Genomic DNA, 16,804 nt, shown 5'->3' on the forward strand with positions numbered 1-16,804 from the left:
CTCCGGAGTGACCGAGATGCTCGACACCGAGGCTCGCAACTTGCTGGACCTGATGGACAAGGCTGCCCAGGACGGCCGGCCTCTCTTGCATACTCTGCCTTACAAGGTCGGCCGGCAGGCGGTCGACAAGCTGTCCGAAGACAGCGAGGCACCACCAGCGGATGTCGGCGAGGTTGCGGACGGCGCCTTTGCCGGTCCCGGCGGCGAGATGCCCTTCCGGCGCTACCGGCCGCTCGGCGCATCGGCCGGCCTCCTGCCGACGCTGATCTACTATCACGGCGGCGGTTTCGTGATCGGCAACCTCGAGACCCATGATTCGACCTGTCGGCGTCTCGCCAACCAGAGCCGGTGTCAGGTGATCGCGATCGACTATCGCCTGTCGCCCGAGCATCCCTTTCCCGCGCCGATCGACGACGGCGTGACTGCCTTCCGGCACATCCGCGACAATGCCGCCGCTTTCGGCGCGGACACCACGCGCATCGCCGTCGGCGGTGACTCTGCCGGCGGTGCCATCGCGGCGGTGGTCTGCCAGATCTGCCGCGACGCCGGCGAGACCACGCCGGCTTTTCAGATGCTGATCTATCCCGCGACCGATTCCAGCAAACCGAGCCGCTCCCGGCGCGAATTCGCCGAGGGATACTTTCTGACCAGGGATCTTATCGATTGGTTCTGGAAGGCCTATGTGCCGGCCGGGATCGATTCCGCCGATCCGCGCCTGTCACCGTTGCTGGCGCGCGACTTCTCGAACCTGCCGCCGGCCTTCGTGCTGACGGCCGGTTACGATCCGCTGCGCGACGAAGGCCGCGCTTACGCCGATCGCCTGATCGATGCCGGCGTGAAGACGACCTACGTGAACTATCCCGGCACGATTCACGGTTTCTTCTCGCTCACCCGCTTCCTGTCGCAAGGGCTCCGGGCCAACGACGAAGCGGCGGCGGTGTTGGCCGCGCATTTCGGCACCTAAGCGGCTGGCAGGACCCGCACGAAGCTGACGGGACTGTCGAAGCCCTTCAGGTCCACGCTCTCCAGGCGTGTCGGCACTATGGCAAGCAGCGGCTTCACGGCTGGATCATACGCGACGGCCTCGCTCAGCACGATGTCGCCGCCCTGGCTCTGTCCCTGCAACCGTGCGGCCATGTTCACAGTCGAGCCGAAATAGTCGAGCCGGTCGTTCAGGCTTACCATGACGCTGGGGCCTGCATGGACGCCGAGCTTGATGGCGAGATGGCGATCGGCCTTGTCGCCGCCGTGACAGCGATTGAAGTCGGCGATCTGCGCCTGCATGGCGAACGCGGCCATCACCGCATCGGCAGGATCGCCGAACGAGGCCATGACCGCGTCGCCGATCGTCTTCACAACGGCTCCATTGTGATCGCGCACGATCTTGGCCAGGAAAGCGAAGTGATCGCGCACGATATTGAAGGCCGCGGCGTCACCGACGCGCTCATAGAGCGCCGTCGACCCGCGCAGATCGGAAAAGAGCAAGGTCACATGGCCTACAGCGGCCTCGTCACCGGGACGCAACGTCGCCTCGGCGAAGAGGTCGCGGAACGCCTGCAGCGAGATGACCTCCGGCGCGGTCAGGGCATCCTGTGTCCAGCGGCGATCCTCGATCAGCGCGGCGAGCTCGAAATCCGCCTCGTTCGAGAAGGTAACCTGACCCGGGACACCCTTCTCGGCGGCCTCGACGCCGCGCGCAGTGACGCGCAGGCCCGGAAACGCGGTGCCTCCTTCATGATCCACGTCGGCATAGGCACCTGGATGCAAGGTGCGCAGGCGATAGGGACCAGCCGGCAGCTCGACCGAGATGGTGCGTCGTTCGCCCGGCGCGAGCAGAAGCTGTACCGGCACGTGCGGCGTGGTCATCGGGCCGCTCAGGCAATAGCTGCCTTGCATCAGCGGCCGGATCGCCGGGGCAGGCGCGAAGGCGAGTTCGACATTGCGCTCGAAGTCGCGCTCGTAGTCGATGTTGCAGGATGGGCAGTGTGCACCGCGTGGCAATTCGCTGAGCGCCGCGGTGCTGAACTTGGCACCGCGACAGTTGTTGCAAAGCAGCTCCCACTTCATGGTAAGCAGTCCCGCCCGGACAGCGCTCAGGCAGGCTTCGATCGCAGGTCGCTGGGTGATGCCGAATTCGAGTGCCAGGCGTTTGGGCCTGAGCCGACCGAGATCGCTTGCCATGGCATCGAGCACATAGTCGCAGAGCCGGCGCCCCAGGCCGTTGCCGTACGGGCTTTGCTCGATGGCCTCGGCCAGCGCCGCAGCGCGATCGCGTGCTCCTTCGGGTAGTCTGGGCGCCGGCAGCTCGAACATCGTCGGTCGCTCGCCATTCACGAAGGCAACCGCCTGCCGGATCCGCTTGTGGAGGCCTGCCGCAGCATGGTTCGCGAAGGCGCCGCCAATCAGTTGGCCCACGAGCGAACGTGACTCCAGCTCAATTGTACAGACTATGATGCTGCCCTGTCCTTTCGGCTCCACGTGGAATGCGGAACCGACACGACCGAAGGGGCCCCTGCTGAAGATGCGATCCTGTCGGAAGTACTGACCCTGGATCCACTCGAAGGGCCTCTCCTCCCACTGGAACATATAGCCGGCCAGTTTGGTCCGGCCGCGCCGCAGGATCGTGCCGTTGGACTGCGGCGTCTCCTCGAGGACGTACGATGGCAATCCCATCGCCTCGTTCAGTCGGCTGGTGTCCGCCAGGACCGGCCAAAGCTGTTCCGGCGGCAGGTCGAGAGGCCAAGTCCAGGTACGCCGCATCGTCTCTTGATACTCTACCTCCTTGCCGCCGGATCAGTCGTGGCAGATCACAGCACGGTGAGGCCAGGGTCAACGCTTCAGGACATCGGGCAGGCGATAGAGCGGAAAGCCGTTGAACGGCCGGGATTTGTCGTGATCGGGCACTTCGTAGAAGTTCGCCTTGCCGACATTGTGCAGACCGCCATCGACCCGCAGCGTCGCGCCCGTGACATAGGCGGCGGCCTCGCTCAGAAGGTAGACGATGGCGCCCGCGATCTCCGACTCGGTGCCGTGGCGCTTCAACGGGATACGGCTCTTGACGTTGCGCAACACGTCGTGGGCGCGCTCCGGGTATCGGTCGAAGCCGGACGAGGCGATGAAGCCCGGGATCACGGAATTCACCCGCACGCCCGCATGCGCCCATTCGACCGAGGCGGTGTAGGTGAAGTTCGTCTGGCCCGCCCGGGCAGCGCCGTTGTGTCCCATGCCGGGATTGCCGAGCTCCCAATCAGCCCCGACATTCACGATCGCGCCGCCACTGCGCTCCATCCACCGCAGATAGACCTCCTTGGAAACCAGGAAGGTCGCGGTCATGTTGTTGGCGACGACGGCATTCCAGCCATTGAGCGAGATGTTCTTGAGCAACGCCGGAAACTGTCCCCCGGCATTGTTGACCAATCCGTCGATTCGGCCCGCCCAGGCCATCACGCCGTCGATGGCCGCCTTCACCTGATCTTCCTGCCGCAGGTCGGCCGCGAAGACGAAGGTGTCGGGATCCCCGAGTTCTTGCTTGACGCGCTCGAGCTTCTCCAGGGTGCGGCCTATCAAGGCGATCCGGGCGCCGAGCGACCTCAGCTCGTGCGCCGTGCAGCGGCCGAGGCCCGAGCCTCCACCGGTCACGATGATGGTCTGTCCGGCGAACAGGCCGGGACGGAAGACGGAGCGATATTCCATCGGGACACTCTATCCTATTCGTCGGGAATGGCGGCCAGTGAGCCGGAGGCCAAGACGGCGCTGCGCGAAGCGCAGAACGAGGAAGCCCAACTGCAGCGGCACACCGAACGAGGCGACGCCGATGGCGAACAGGACCAATCGATCGCCCAATGCGGGGAGCTGCTCGGCTTGACGCAGAATCGCCGAGATCCCCTCGCCCACGCCGATCGCTGCGCCGGCGCCGGAAGACATGACCAACACAAAAAAGGCCCTCATGACGTTGGGTAGGAATTGCAGCGCCGCCAACGCCGATCCGCTCCGCAAATGACGCAGCGCATCGAGACTGCTGTCTGTGACGAATGCCGCCGAGTAGGGCACAAGGGAAAGCGCCACGATCATCACGCCTGACACGGATATTTCCCGGGGCAGGGCATTCAGCAGGAAGAACATCACGACGAAGGTAGGTGCAGCGCGCATCAGCGTGACGGCGGTGGCCGCGCCCGTACCGATCAGGCCTCCCCGCAAGTGCGCGAACGCAAGCGCCAGACCGAACGCAAGCCCAAGGGCGATCGCAATGCCTGCGATCTCGAAGTTCACGGCCATGCCGGCCCACAGCAACGGCAAGAAGTCCGACCACAGTCGCTCGAGCAGACCGATCATGACGCCGCCTTTCCGCGCTCGAGAACTGCCTGAAGGCGCCGGCAAACGGAAACGACCAGCATCACGACCAGCGTGTAGAAGATCAGCAACAGCGTGTAGGTTGTCGCCCTTCCGCTTGAGAAGGAGGTGATGTCGGTGAGTGCGCTCAGGAGCTCGGGCGCCCCGATGAAGCTTGCGATCGGCGTTCCCTTGGCGGCGTTGATCAGGAACGCCACGATCTGCGTGGCCGACCGGCCGACGGCCCGGGCGAACAGCGCGCTGGCGCTCTGCTCTTGTGCCGGCCACTCCAGACGCAGGGTCCGCATCGCCTCGCCGATCGCCTGGCCGGCGTTGCTGCCGTTGGCGAGGCCAAGCGCCGCGATCGCCGCTCCGAGCGCGACCGCGGCCGAGAAGGGAAACAGCGCATGCGCGACAGCCGCGGCGACGACGAGCGTCAGTACGATCGGCGAGGATTGCAAGAGGATGACGACACTCCTGGCCAGCCATCGCAGCGGTCCCGCCGTCGAACTCAAGGCGGCACCAATGCCCAGGGCGAAGAGCAACGTGGCAAGCAGCGCCCCGCCGATCAGGACCAGGGTATTTCCGACGCCGCTCAACAACAGCGACCAGGCCGGTACGGTGGTCAGCATGGGCAGCGAAAGCTCGACACCCGTGGCAGAAGAGAACCAGTCCTCGAAGGCGGCCACGGCGCCGGCAAAGCGCGTCGGCTCCAGCGCAGTATCGAGTGCCGGCAGGATGCAGTTGGAATCGGTGCTGCCGGCGTCGGTGTCGCAGGCGGGGCTGCGCCAGACCTTCTGCTGCTCCTCAAGGAACCCGGCCGCGATCTGGTGTCGGCGCGCGAGTTCGAGAAATATGCCGTCGCGGTGGAAAATCTGGCTGATCAGATCGAGCGCACGCGCCAATTTCTCGCCGCCGGTCCGCTCGACCGCCATGCCCCACGGCACCTGGGCGAAGCCGAACTTCGGAGCAAAGCGTGCGGCAAAACCGCGGTGCGTGAAGGCTTCGGCGAAGAAGCTGTCGTCCTGTGCGGCCAGCGTGCAGGTCCCGTCCTTCAGGCGCTCCGGCAGGACGCCGGCCTCGTCGAAGAGCAAGAGGCGCGCGCCATGCGACACCAGGCTGGCGTTGGAGCCGTTGCCGATCGTGACACAGACCGTGCGGCCGGCGATGTCCTTCCACCCGGAGATGGCAAGCTCCCTGGGCCCGACCAGGACGGTCTCCGAACGATAGTAGTGCGGCCGGATGAAGCGGACCTGTCCGTCGCGTTGCGTGTTGTGCCCCATGGTCGCGATGACCAGATCGATGCGATCCTCCGCCAGCAACGGAATGCGGCTCGCCGCATTCACCCTCGAGAACTCGATCGCCACGCCGAGTTTCGCCGCCAGCGCGCGGGCCACATCGACTTCGTAGCCCTCGCGGACGTCGCCTGTGCGCGTTGCAAACAGCGGATAGTAGTCACGCACACCGATCCGGATGTACCCGGCGCAGAAGATGCGGACCAGCCGATCGGTGTTCGCTTGCGCGCAGCCGGTCCGAGTCGTTGCTCGCGCCGCCTCGAGAAGGTTCGCCAGCGCGGCGTCCGGCGCCGGCGTCTTTCGTGCCCATGCCGGCATGCCGAGCCCGAGCGTGAGGATCGCGAGCGCAAGCCGGGCGGCCGCGAATGCTCGCATGGCCCCCATCTCAATCCGGATCGTCCGAAGCGGCAATTTCGACAACGTGCATGTCGGCAAAGACATAGGGGCCGTAGCGATGGATGCTCCGGCCGTCTTCGGCCTCGAGTATGTCGCCCGTCATCAGCTCGACCTTCGCGGTCGGAATATGCACGAGAACGGTCGAGACCACGGTCAGCGCCAGGCCGTGAGGTCGCAGGATCGCCCGCGATTCCTCCAGCCCCACGAACCCGTTGTGCGCGATGACGGCACGGCCACCGGGCAACAGATGTCGGGCAAGACCCTGCAGGAAGGGATCGAGGAGGCGCCGTCCGTCGACGCCTCCGCGGCTCCAGCTCGGTCGGCGGCCGGCGAACCTGCCGTGTGTCATCGGAAAGTGCGGGAGATTGGCGACGACAAGGTCGAAGCGGCGCCCCTTCACGGGCTGCCACATGTCGCCAAGGTGGAATTGCGCCACGTCGCCATGCCCAAGCCGGTCCAGCAGCCGGGCCCCCATGATGACGGCTTCACGCTCGATATCGACGCCACATAGAGACGCGGCGCCCAGCTCGCCGACGGCGGCCAGCACGACGCCGCTGCCGGAACCTATCTCGAGCACGCTCGCGCCCTCGATTCGGCGCGGTGCGGCACGCAGGACCTGGATCAAGGCGCCGGTATATTCGCTTGGGCGGAGCGTTGCGATCGCCTCGTCAAGTGCGACATCGGCCGCCGCGCTCATGTCGCGACCCGGCTCACGAAGGCCCTGGCCACGGAATCGGCGGGAAACTCGCAGAGCACCTTCTGGTAGAGGCCCGGCGCTGCGCCATCGTGAGCCGCCCAGGCGGCATAGGCGGAGCGGGTAAGATCGCCGAGTCGAAGCGCCGCCGCGTCGGGCTCGAGGTCAGCGCCGGCGCCGTATGCACCGAGCAACTCGTAGATGGGAATCTTCGACCGCCGGCCCTTGACCGTCACCTCGTCGACCGGCCGCACGCAAAGCCGTTCGCCGGCTTCCTTGAAGACGCTGTGGCTGATGCAGATGCGCGTACCGTACTCCTTGTTGATCCCTTCGAGGCGCGCGGCCACGTTCACGCCGTCGCCGACGACAGTGTAGCTCATGCGCTCGGGCGAGCCCACGTTGCCTACCAGTACGGCGTCGCTGTGGATCCCGATACGGAGATTGAGCGGCTTGAGTCCCTGCGCGCGCCACTGCTCGTTCAATTTTTCCATGCCTTTCTGGATACGCAGCGCCGCCACGCAGGCGCGCCAGGCATGATCCTCGAGCAGGGCGGGCGCCCCCCAAAAAGCCATCACGCCATCTCCGAGAAACTTGTCGATTGTCCCGTGCTCGGCATTCACGGCATGCGTGACCAGGCCGAAATACGCGGAGACTCGCAGCAGCAGCTCCTGCGAAGGGACTTCCTCCGACAGGCTCGAGAAGGCCTCGAGGTCGGAGAAGAATATCGTGAGGAACCGGCTGTGGCCGCCGAGCTCGAGCTTCTGATCCGACTGCAGGAGCTGCTTGACCAGTCCCACTGGCACGAAGGCGGCAAATGCCTTAGAGGCGGAATCGAGCTTGTCGACCGCCTGAGACAGGACGGAGATCTCGCGGATCGGCGAGTCCTGGCTGGGGAGGCTGTCCCGTTCGAACTCCTGGATGCGGTTCACTTTCCAGGCCAGCTTTTCCAGCGGCGCGGAGACGATACCGGTCAGCAGGTAGACGATCACGAGTTGCAGCGCCATTGCGAGCAGGCCGAAGGCAAGCAGGCGCTCGTTGTTCCGCTGCAGCCCGCTCGCGAAGTCGGAGAGAGGCGCGATGATGAAGAGCTGCCAATGCTTGCCGAGGGCTGGCGGCACGGCGGACAGGCTGGCGACATATTCCCGGCCGGCATGGGTAAACGAATAAAGGGTCGTCTGGTCGCGCGGACGCGCGGCGATCGCCGCGGCAGGCAGATCGTCCCCCGTTTCGGTCACGTGCTTGAGCTCGACCTGCCCGTCTTCGCTGGCATAGGTCTTCGACCGGCTGGAATTGGCGATGACCAGCCCGTGGGAATCGAGGATGTAGCTCAGCGTTCCCGGACTGATCTTGCGCTCGGCCAGGTACTCCGACAGGCCGTCGAGGGTGATGTCGATGGCCGCCACGCCCAGCGGCTTGCCGTGGGCATAGAACGGTGCGGCGATCGTGAAGCCTACGAGGCCGAGCGCCGAGAAGACATCGGGATCGGTGACGAACGTGGACTTTGCGTCGATCGTATGCCGATACCAGCCGCGTATGCGTGGATCGTACGTGGTGCGCTGCTCCGCCACCCCGAGAACCCGCCCTTCGGGGTCGCGGAATTCATAGCGGTCCAGCACGCCGCCGTCGCTGGTCTTGAGGATCCAGCGATAGGCAAAGCGCGAGCCGGTCGGCGGCAATTCATCGAAGACCTTGACCTGCGGGTCGACGCGGCGAGCCTGGCGAAACGTGCCGTCGTTCAGACCGACATAGACGCTGACGATCTTGTCATCATGGACCAGGAGGCTGTTGAGATACTCGAACGAGCGGTCGGTAAAATAGAAGTCGGGTTGCTCGGTGCCCAGGACAGCGGCTGAGCGCGCCATCGTTCTGAAGGGCTCGAAGTCGCTTTGTACGTCTTTCAAGGCGGCATGCCGGAAATGCTCCACCAGCGCGCCGGCATGTGCATGAGCAATCGACCGATTCGAAAAATAGGTGACCGCCACGATGGTCACCGACACCGGCACGGTGAGCAGAATGAAAAGGGTGAGGATGCTGGGCTTCAGCCGCCATTTGCGCTTGAAGAAGAAATTCATAGACTGGCTGTCTTGATCGCATCCACGGGCCGCAGCGAACAACTATTGTATCGCAGCGGCGATTCACCGTCCATGCAGCCGGACAGCCGATCCCTATGGAAGCGGGCGCCTCAGGTGCCAGTCGCTCGCCTTTTGAAAGGCGTGACCAGCCGCGAGGATTCCGCCCTCGTCGAAGGCTCGGCCCACGATCTGGAATCCTGTCGGCATGCCGTCACCGGTCATGCCACCTGGCAAAGTAAGCGTCGGGTGACCACTCAAATCAAAGGGCGCAGTGTAGCGCAGCCGCGCGGCGACGGCCTCCGGATCGCGTCCGGTCGCCGCCAATTTGTCCAGCGACCAGGCGGCAGTTCCCATGACCGGCATCAAAAGGAGATCGAGCGAAGCCAGAAGGCCGTCGAGAGCGCCAGCGAGCGCCGCGCGGCGCTGTTGCAGGCGGGCATAGTCGACCGCGGTCATGCATCGGCCGGTCTCGATCAACCCGGCAAGCACCGGACCGTACTCGCCGGCGCGGGACGGATAGGTCATTTGGTGGGCCAACGCTGTCTCGACACTGCACAAGCCTATCCAGTCCCGCGCGCCCTGGTCGAACATCTGGGGCAGTGCCACGTCGATGATCTCGGCGCCTGACTTTCTCAAGGCCGCGGCGGCCTCGCCGAGAGTGCGCTCCGAATCGGCATCGAGATCGGCGAGACCGGCAGGTACGCCGATCCGCTTGTCGCGTACGCCGGCGTCGATCACGGCCGCGTAGTCGGGCACCGGGAACGCAACTGCGGTCGGATCGTCCGGGTCGCGACCGGCGATGACGCCCAACATCCACGCGCAATCGAGGGCGCTGCGCGCCATGGGACCAATGTGGTCGAGCGAGCCGGCGAGGGGAAAGACTCCGGCTCGGCTCACGCGGCCCCACGTCGGCTTCAGGCCCGACAGGCCATTCATGGTCGAAGGAAAGCGGATCGAGCCGCCGGTATCCGACCCCAGCGAGGCATAGCAAAGGCCGGCCGCGGTTGCCGCCCCCGATCCCGACGACGAGGCACCCGTCCAGTAGGCCGCGTTCCACGGATTGATTGGCGCCGGAATGCTCGGATGGTGGGCACCGAATGCACCTTCGGTCATCTGCAACTTGCCGAGGATCACCGCGCCCGCCGCCTTCAGGCGGGCCACGACGGTCGCATCCTTGTCCGGCACGTGGTGGCGATGGATCGCCATGCCGGCGGCGGTCGCCACATCCGCCGTATCGCAGAGATCCTTCACGGCGACCGGCACGCCGTGAAGCGGACCGCGCCGCTTGCCCAGGGCCGTCTCTGTGTCGCGCTCAGTCGCGTCCGCCAGGGCGCGCTCGGGAGTGACCACCGCATAGCTCTTGAGCTCTCGATCGACCTTCGCGATCCGGTCGAGAATCGCGCGCGTCACCTCGACCGAGGAAAGGGCGCGCGCCTTGAGCCGGCGCGCGACGTCGTCAAGCGATAGATAGTGAAGATCGGTCGGCATGTCGTCTTGCGGAAGTCCGGCAAGACATAGTCGCCGCCGAGGCGACTGGCCTCAAGGGGCCCCTGCGCACAATCGTTCGCTCACCAAAACGACGACGGCGGCGCCGGGCCGGCGCCGCCGTGCTTGCGTCCACAATCGAAGATCAGTCCGTGGCCTTGAGATTGACGGCCGCCGAGCGACCGCGTTCCGTCGCGATCTCGTAGCTGATCTTCTGGCCCTCGTTGAGACCGTTCAGGCCGGAGCGCTCGACCGCGCTGATATGCACGAACACGTCCTTGCCGCCCTCCGATGGCTGGATGAACCCAAAACCCTTCGTGGCGTTGAACCACTTCACGGTGCCTGTGGGCATTACTCTCTCCTTGGTAGCGTAGCGAGCACACACGAAAACGCGCAGACGGTGCGCTCGCTGCATCGATCTGCGGCAACTCGGAGAACTTGGGGAAACAGCTCGTTGGTCCGCGCGCCGTTGTGGCTTGGGCCGCCAAAGCAAGGCCAATCTTCGTAAGTTGTGACGGGCATGTGGGAGTCTACCGCCGCCAAGTCAAGGTCGCCTCTCCCAAACGCTTCAGCGGTCACATTGTTGCACCAATTTTCCAGGGTTCGAATTCATCGTCGCCGATTCCCAATGCTTCGGACTTGGTCTTCTGGCCCGAAGCTGTCTTCAGGATCAGTTCAAATATTTCGCGGCCACTCTCCTGGATGCCCTGTTCGCCGTCGACGATCGCGCCGCAGTTGATGTCCATGTCGTCCGTCATGCGCCGATAAAGCGAGGTATTCGTCGCAAGCTTGAGTGAAGGCGTCGGCTTGCAGCCGAACACGCTGCCCCGGCCGGTCGTGAAGCACAGGACATTCGCGCCGCCGGCCACCTGACCGGTTGCGGAGACCGGGTCGTAGCCCGGCGAGTCCATATAGACGAAGCCCCTGGCCGTAATGGGCTGGGCATACTCATAGACGTCGACCAGGTTCGTTGTCCCGCCCTTCGCAACTGCACCCAAAGATTTCTCGAGGATCGTCGTCAGCCCGCCCGCCTTGTTGCCGGGAGACGGATTGTTGTTCATCTCACCGCCGGTGCGGGCGCAGTGTTCCTCCCACCACCTGATGCGACGGACAAGCTTCTCGCCGACTTGTCGCGAGACCGCTCGCCGCGTCAGCAGATGCTCGGCCCCATAGATTTCCGGCGTTTCCGACAAGACCGCCGTGCCGCCGTTCCTCACCAGAAGATCGACGGCAGCCCCCAGAGCCGGATTTGCCGAAATCCCGGAGTAGCCGTCTGATCCGCCGCACTGCAGCGCCAGGATCAGCTCGCCGGCCGATATGGTCTCGCGGCCAACATCGTTCACGTCGGGCAGCAGTTCCTTCAGGAAGCCGACGGCGCGCATCACAGTCTTGGCGACGCCGCCCTCGTCCTGGATGGTCATGGGAATGAAGTTGGGTCCTTCCTTGAGACCTTCGGCGCTCATCAGGCCCGAGATCTGATTGGCCTCGCAGCCCAAGCCCAGGACAACCACGGCCGCCATGTTCGGATGACGCGCATAGCCCGCCAGGGTGCGTCGCAGGACGTCCATCTCGAGACCCGAAGCGGCCATACCGCAACCGCCGCCGTGCGTCAGCGGCACGATTCCGTCGATGTTGGGATAGTTATCGACCAGCGGAGCGAGCTTCGCCGCGATCATGCGGCTGGTCGCCGCCGAGCAATTCACGGTCGTGACGATGCCAACGTAGTTGCGCGTCGCCGCCCGCCCGTCTGCGCGCCGATAGCCCTCGAAGGTGGCGCGCTCGGCTTCAGGAACGAAATCGGTCGGGTGGGCATCGGCACAGAAAGCATAGTCGCGCTCGAAGTCGCCCATGGCGCAGTTGTGCGTGTGGACGTGAGTTCCGGGTGCGAGATCGTCGATCGCAAAGCCGATGATCTGATTGTACTTGCGCAAGGGTTCGCCCTTCCTCACCGCGCGCGTGAGGATCTTGTGGCCCGGCGGGATGCGCGTCGCCGCGACGACATCGCCCTCGACCTTCGTGTTCGGCAGGATGTCCATCCTCGCCACGACGACATTGTCGTTCGGGTGGAGACGTAGGGCGATGGGAGCAGCCATGGTCTTTCTCCGGTGGTCGAGGCCGCAGGTCGGCGAGACATGATAGCCTCATGGCAAAGCCGGCGCCCAAAAAAGAAAGCGGGGCCATCGATACCCCGCTTCCTTCCGCCACATCACCGGTTGCTAGCCGTGGTGATGATCCCAATCGTGGTCCCAGTGACCGCGTTCGTGACGCCAGCCGTGATCGACGTGCGCCCAACGGTCGGGCACCCAGTGATAGCCGCGGCGCGCCGCCATCCAATAGCCGGGAGTCCAGACATGATGACCGCCGTCCCAGCGCCAGTAGCCCGGCGCCCAGACATAGCCCGGCCGCGGGGCGGGAACCGGCTCGTACATCGGCGCCGGCGGCGGGACGCCGATCGTAAGCCCGAAGCTCATGCTGGCTTGGGCGGCCGCCGGTGTGAAAATTGCCGGGGCGACCATCGCCGGCGCGGAAATCGCGGCAGCGGCAAGAGCGGTGATCAAGGAACGCGTCATCATGACTTGCCTCCAAACATCGGCGGATTGAAGCCGCCTCGCATGAAGGTACGACGCCGGATGAAAACGCTTCCCCGGCCGATTGGGGTATTTGCGCCGTGCTGCAGCCGTCTTTCGGCCATTGGGAGTCGCAACCGAGCGCGCCTCAAACCATTTCTCACCGTATGACGTACGCCCGACATCGCAACTTCGCCTTCGAACGGGGGCGGCCCGCGCCGCTCCTCACCGTCGAACCGGACGCCTCCGCACGGCTGCTGTTGCAGCGTCCGCATGCCAGCAATCTGGCCGGAGACCTGTCGCGCTGGGCGCTGGCGCGAAAACGTGACCGCCCTCTGGAGGTATCCTGGACGGCTCTGCGACGGTCGCCCCGTTTGCTTGGCGAGCCCAGGATCCGCCACCAATAAGCGCTGGCCCCGGCAGGCCATAGTCTGCTATTCCCGCCGGCTTTCGCGGACGAGGAATAGATGGACACGCTTACCTACTGGAACGGCACGTGGCACGAGGGCAACCCGGCGATTCTCGGCCCGCGCGATCACGCCTTCTGGCTCGGTTCGATGGTGTTCGACGGCGGCCGTGCCTTCGAGGGCTGCGGACCGGACCTCGATCTGCATGCCGAGCGTGTCGTGCGCTCGGCGCATGCGCTGGGGTTGACGCCAACCAAAACGGCGGGCGAGATCCTTGAGCTCATGCACGAAGGTGTCCGCCGCTTCGGCTCAAAGGCCGAGCTCTATGTGCGGCCGATGTTCTGGGCGACCAAGGGAGGCCCGGGCCCGATCTCGGTCGATCCCGACTCGACCCAGTTCCTGCTCTGCATCTACCTATCGCCGATGCGCGCCGGCACGCCCTTGACGCTCGGTCTCTGCCACTCGATCCGCCGGCCGACACCGGAAAGCGCGCCGACCGACGCCAAGGCGAGCTGTCTCTATCCGAATTCGTCGCGCGGCGTGGCCGAAATGCTGAAGCGCGGATTCCAGAACGGCGTCGTGCTCGATGCGCTCGGCAATGTTGCCGAGACCTGCAGCTCGAACATCTTTCTCGCCAGGGACGGCAGCGTCGCGACGCCGGCGCCCAACGGCAGTTTCCTGGCTGGCATCACGCGGAACCGGACCATCAAGCTGCTGCGCAATGCCGGCATCCAGGTCGACGAGCGAACGGTCACGACGGCTGACCTCGACGACGCCGACGAGATCTTCACCACGGGCAATGCCGGCAAGGTGCAGCCGGTCAGCCGCTACGAGAGTCGCGACTTGCAGCCCGGACCGATCGCCCGGCACGCGCACGAGCTCTACATGGCCTTTGCTCGCACCCAGCGTGTGATCTGATCGGAACTCGGCCGACCACGGGGCGTTGGCCCCGTGCCATGCGCATCCAGGTCGTCCATTGCCATCCGCTGACCGACAGCTACGATCATGCGCTGTTTCGCGTCATTGTCGAGACGCTCGCGGCCAGCGGTCATAGCGTCGTCGCCACCGATCTCTATCGCGAGGATTTTCACCCCGCGATGACCGAGTCCGAGCGGCGCAGCTATATGGGCAACGACTATGATCTCCGCGCCGTGGCGGCCTACGCGACCACCCTGAAGCAGATGGAAGGATTGATCCTCTGCTTCCCGCACTGGTGGTTCTCGATGCCGGCCATGCTGAAGGGTTGGGTCGACCGCGTCTGGGGTCCGGGTATCGCCTTCACCTATGACTCCGGGGACGCGCATCTGCGCCCTGCCCTGCACAACATCAAATTGTTCGGCGTGGTGACGAGCTACGGCTCGCCATGGTGGATCGTGCATTTGTTCGCCGGCAATGCCGGCTACAAGGTACTGATGCGGGGCATGAAGCCGCTCTGCGCGAGAAACGCACGTTCCTTCTATCTCGCACACTATGACATGGATCATTCGACAGTTCGGTCGCGCGAGGCCTTTCTGGATAAGGTACGTGCGACCGTCTCTCGCCTGTGAGGTGCGGAAGTTATCCCGCGCGCGCCATGACTCCGCCACGCCGTCCGCCGACTTTTCGCCCCAATTCCCCGCGTATTAGGGTTAGGAGGCCGCCAGGGTCTTCGCTTTGATAACAGGGGATTGCCATGCGTCATTACATCGTTCTTGCAGCCATTCTTCTGACCGCGACCGCTTGTGGCGATACCTGGGGACAGCGCGCAGTGACGGGCGGCGCCATCGGTGCCGGCTCGGGCGCGGTGATCGGCGGCGTGAGCGGCCTCGGCGTCCTGCCAGGTGCGCTGATCGGCGGCGCGCTGGGCGCAGGCGCGGGTGCGGCGACCACGCCACAGCGTCGCTACTACTGATAACCCCGCGCTCAGGGCGCGAAGAGAAGCGCAAGATCATTGCATGACGCCGCGGTATCGGCTGCGGCGTCTTGTTTGTGCGGCTGGGAATGCCGGTCATCACTGCAACTCGACCGCACGAGAGGACGTTGTGCTCGCATGGCTCGCTCCTGCAACCGAACAGGCAGGCCAGTCAGACTGAGGTGACGAATGCGGGACGGCGTGTCGAGTGAGGTGGGAAACGCAAGCATTGCCCCGCGTCGAACCTTCCGAAACGTGCTCCTCGACAGCCTGTCCGCAGCCGATGCCGCGGCGCTGGTTCCCAACCTCGAGCGGGTTACCCTGGCACGCCGGCAGGTTCTCGAATCGCCTGGCGCCGCAATCTCCACCGTCGTCTTTCCCGAAAACGGCATCGTCTCCGTCATGGCCCGCGCGCCGCGCGACCGCCGGATCGAGGTCGGCTTGATCGGTTTCGACGGCATGACCGGCTTCGGCGCCATCCTCGGTGACGAGGTCGCAATCAATGAATCGATCGTGCAAGTGCCCGGCCACGGCTGGCGCATCGCGGCAGCCTCGTTGATCCGACTGGCACGTCAGAGCGCAAGCCTCTCGGCGCTGGTGCTGCGCTATGTCCACGCCTTCATGGCTCAGACCACCCAGACGGCGCTCGCCAACGGGAGCGCCAAGCTCGAGGAGCGGCTTTCACGCTGGCTTCTGATGTCGCATGACCGCTTCAACTCGAACGACGTCGGCGTCACGCACGACTTCCTGGCGCAAACGCTGGGGGTGCGACGTGCCGGCGTGACCATCGCGCTCCAGGTCCTGGAGTCCAGACACCTGATCCGCTCCCGCCGCAGTCTGATTACCATCCTCGATCGCACCGGGCTGGAGCGACGCGCCAACGGCTCCTATGGCGTGGCCGAAACGGCGTATAGCCGGCTGATACGATCCGATTGGCGGCAAACGATCGACAACTAAAAACCGACCTCCCGGCAGCCGGCTCCGCCGGGCGGTTCGTATGTGTGTCGTCAGCGACGGTGCTGCCAGCCGCGACGCGACGCCCCGGCATGGGCGCGCGAATCGCCACACCAGCCGCCGCGCTCGCCACGGCAATAGGCGTCATCATCATGAAGATCGGCCGCGCCTTTCTTCCATCCTCGATATGAGGCCTTGGAATGGCCGCGCGAGTCGCCATGCCAGCCGCCATGCCGATCGCCGGAGCGGCGGTCTCCTTGGTCTTCATCATAGTCGCGGCCACGGCTCGACCGGTGGTCCTCATGGCCTTCGTGCCGCCCGCCGCGGCCACCTTCAGCCCAACGCTCACGACCCGCTGCGGAGTGATCTTCGGGATCACCGTACCAGCCGCCGTGGCGACGACCGCGACCGCCCCGATCGTCATCGCCGTATCGCGGCCGGGAACGGCCGTGGTAGCTCTCGTCCTCGTCGCTCATGAAACGGCCGCGCTCGCCGCGGTCAGGCATGCCGTAGCGCCCCATGCCTCCCTCCGACTCGAAGTGAAGCGAAACCGGCCGCGCCGGACGCCGACCGATGCCGCGCTCCTGGAGCTCCTGTTTCCGCTGCCTCAGTGGCTGGGCAAGCGCTGCTTCGTCGACGCCGTTCTCCTTCGCCTTGGCCCGGAGCGCGAGTGATCGCGCACGATGATGGAGCCGGCGAGTGACGCGCTGCTGG

16 protein-coding genes are annotated in these 16,804 nt (G+C 65.2%); 6 read left to right on the forward strand and 10 right to left on the reverse strand.

All coding sequences use genetic code 11. The annotated features are described in order from the left end of the window. Nucleotides 1-16: 16 nt before the first annotated feature. The gene (locus tag VH499_RS08210) at nt 17-964 is read left to right on the forward strand and encodes an alpha/beta hydrolase (RefSeq protein ID WP_332052220.1); all 948 of its coding nucleotides are present in this window, start codon (nt 17-19) and stop codon (nt 962-964) included. On the opposite strand, the gene VH499_RS08215 is transcribed toward VH499_RS08210, so the two are convergent. From VH499_RS08215 to VH499_RS08260, 10 genes are all read right to left on the reverse strand, one after another. Then, a complete protein-coding gene (locus VH499_RS08215; RefSeq protein WP_332052221.1) occupies nt 961-2,760 on the reverse strand; it encodes an adenylate/guanylate cyclase domain-containing protein in 1,800 nt (599 codons plus the stop codon). The genes VH499_RS08210 and VH499_RS08215 overlap by 4 nt on opposite strands. Nucleotides 2,761-2,829: 69 nt before the next feature. Next, nucleotides 2,830-3,693, reverse strand: a complete 864-nt coding sequence (locus tag VH499_RS08220) for an SDR family oxidoreductase (RefSeq protein ID WP_332052222.1) — start codon at nt 3,691-3,693, stop codon at nt 2,830-2,832. Nucleotides 3,694-3,702: 9 nt separating this feature from the next. Continuing rightward, nucleotides 3,703-4,332, reverse strand: a complete 630-nt coding sequence (locus tag VH499_RS08225; RefSeq protein ID WP_332052223.1) for a hypothetical protein — start codon at nt 4,330-4,332, stop codon at nt 3,703-3,705. Further along, nucleotides 4,329-5,999 carry a transporter substrate-binding domain-containing protein gene (locus VH499_RS08230; RefSeq protein WP_332052224.1) on the reverse strand — a complete coding sequence of 557 codons (1,671 nt, stop codon included), beginning with the start codon at nt 5,997-5,999 and terminating at the stop codon, nt 4,329-4,331. Before VH499_RS08230 ends, VH499_RS08225 begins: the two co-directional genes overlap by 4 nt. A gap of 10 nt (nt 6,000-6,009) precedes the next feature. Then, the gene (locus tag VH499_RS08235) at nt 6,010-6,717 is read right to left on the reverse strand and encodes a methyltransferase domain-containing protein (protein ID WP_332052225.1); all 708 of its coding nucleotides are present in this window, start codon (nt 6,715-6,717) and stop codon (nt 6,010-6,012) included. Continuing rightward, nucleotides 6,714-8,786: an adenylate/guanylate cyclase domain-containing protein gene (locus tag VH499_RS08240; RefSeq protein WP_332052226.1), complete on the reverse strand. Its 2,073-nt coding sequence runs from the start codon at nt 8,784-8,786 to the stop codon at nt 6,714-6,716. Before VH499_RS08240 ends, VH499_RS08235 begins: the two co-directional genes overlap by 4 nt. A 93-nt stretch (nt 8,787-8,879) precedes the next feature. Beyond that, nucleotides 8,880-10,274, reverse strand: coding sequence for an amidase (locus VH499_RS08245; RefSeq protein ID WP_332052227.1), 1,395 nt, complete (start codon nt 10,272-10,274; stop codon nt 8,880-8,882). Between the two features lie 142 nt (nt 10,275-10,416). Next, the gene (locus VH499_RS08250; protein WP_332052228.1) at nt 10,417-10,623 is read right to left on the reverse strand and encodes a cold-shock protein; all 207 of its coding nucleotides are present in this window, start codon (nt 10,621-10,623) and stop codon (nt 10,417-10,419) included. A gap of 223 nt (nt 10,624-10,846) precedes the next feature. Continuing rightward, nucleotides 10,847-12,364 (reverse strand): altronate dehydratase family protein, encoded by a 1,518-nt coding sequence (locus VH499_RS08255; RefSeq protein ID WP_332052229.1) that lies wholly within the window; start codon nt 12,362-12,364, stop codon nt 10,847-10,849. Nucleotides 12,365-12,487: 123 nt separating this feature from the next. Continuing rightward, entirely contained in the window at nt 12,488-12,844 is a 357-nt protein-coding gene (locus VH499_RS08260) for a YXWGXW repeat-containing protein (protein ID WP_332052230.1), read from the reverse strand. A 461-nt stretch (nt 12,845-13,305) separates the two neighbouring features. Between VH499_RS08260 and VH499_RS08265 the strand changes: the two genes are divergently transcribed. The 5 genes from VH499_RS08265 (at nt 13,306) to VH499_RS08285 (ending at nt 16,764) form a co-directional block, all read left to right on the forward strand. Further along, on the forward strand, nt 13,306-14,163 hold the full coding sequence (locus tag VH499_RS08265; protein ID WP_332052231.1) for a branched-chain amino acid aminotransferase: 858 nt from the start codon (nt 13,306-13,308) through the stop codon (nt 14,161-14,163). Between the two features lie 38 nt (nt 14,164-14,201). Next, a complete protein-coding gene (locus VH499_RS08270; RefSeq protein WP_332052232.1) occupies nt 14,202-14,792 on the forward strand; it encodes an NAD(P)H-dependent oxidoreductase in 591 nt (196 codons plus the stop codon). A 125-nt stretch (nt 14,793-14,917) separates the two neighbouring features. Continuing rightward, a complete protein-coding gene (locus VH499_RS08275; protein WP_332052233.1) occupies nt 14,918-15,136 on the forward strand; it encodes a bacteriocin in 219 nt (72 codons plus the stop codon). Nucleotides 15,137-15,391: 255 nt separating this feature from the next. Then, nucleotides 15,392-16,093, forward strand: a complete 702-nt coding sequence (locus tag VH499_RS08280; protein ID WP_332052234.1) for a Crp/Fnr family transcriptional regulator — start codon at nt 15,392-15,394, stop codon at nt 16,091-16,093. Nucleotides 16,094-16,290: 197 nt separating this feature from the next. After that, nucleotides 16,291-16,764, forward strand: a complete 474-nt coding sequence (locus VH499_RS08285) for a hypothetical protein (protein WP_332052235.1) — start codon at nt 16,291-16,293, stop codon at nt 16,762-16,764. The last annotated feature ends 40 nt before the right edge of the window (nt 16,765-16,804 follow it).

Source organism: Reyranella sp. (assembly GCF_036558665.1).
Taxonomy (GTDB): domain Bacteria; phylum Pseudomonadota; class Alphaproteobacteria; order Reyranellales; family Reyranellaceae; genus Reyranella.

Coding starts and splice junctions, on each gene's coding strand:
- VH499_RS08275 (WP_332052233.1), top strand. CDS start 14,918: ATGCGTCATTACATCGTTCTTGCAGCCATTCTTCTGACCGCGACCGCT.
- VH499_RS08220 (WP_332052222.1), bottom strand. CDS start 3,693: ATGGAATATCGCTCCGTCTTCCGTCCCGGCCTGTTCGCCGGACAGACC.
- VH499_RS08235 (WP_332052225.1), bottom strand. CDS start 6,717: ATGAGCGCGGCGGCCGATGTCGCACTTGACGAGGCGATCGCAACGCTC.
- VH499_RS08230 (WP_332052224.1), bottom strand. CDS start 5,999: ATGCGAGCATTCGCGGCCGCCCGGCTTGCGCTCGCGATCCTCACGCTC.
- VH499_RS08270 (WP_332052232.1), top strand. CDS start 14,202: ATGCGCATCCAGGTCGTCCATTGCCATCCGCTGACCGACAGCTACGAT.
- VH499_RS08245 (WP_332052227.1), bottom strand. CDS start 10,274: ATGCCGACCGATCTTCACTATCTATCGCTTGACGACGTCGCGCGCCGG.
- VH499_RS08215 (WP_332052221.1), bottom strand. CDS start 2,760: ATGCGGCGTACCTGGACTTGGCCTCTCGACCTGCCGCCGGAACAGCTT.
- VH499_RS08250 (WP_332052228.1), bottom strand. CDS start 10,623: ATGCCCACAGGCACCGTGAAGTGGTTCAACGCCACGAAGGGTTTTGGG.
- VH499_RS08240 (WP_332052226.1), bottom strand. CDS start 8,786: ATGAATTTCTTCTTCAAGCGCAAATGGCGGCTGAAGCCCAGCATCCTC.
- VH499_RS08225 (WP_332052223.1), bottom strand. CDS start 4,332: ATGATCGGTCTGCTCGAGCGACTGTGGTCGGACTTCTTGCCGTTGCTG.
- VH499_RS08210 (WP_332052220.1), top strand. CDS start 17: ATGCTCGACACCGAGGCTCGCAACTTGCTGGACCTGATGGACAAGGCT.
- VH499_RS08260 (WP_332052230.1), bottom strand. CDS start 12,844: ATGATGACGCGTTCCTTGATCACCGCTCTTGCCGCTGCCGCGATTTCC.
- VH499_RS08255 (WP_332052229.1), bottom strand. CDS start 12,364: ATGGCTGCTCCCATCGCCCTACGTCTCCACCCGAACGACAATGTCGTC.
- VH499_RS08265 (WP_332052231.1), top strand. CDS start 13,306: ATGGACACGCTTACCTACTGGAACGGCACGTGGCACGAGGGCAACCCG.
- VH499_RS08285 (WP_332052235.1), top strand. CDS start 16,291: ATGGCCGCGCGAGTCGCCATGCCAGCCGCCATGCCGATCGCCGGAGCG.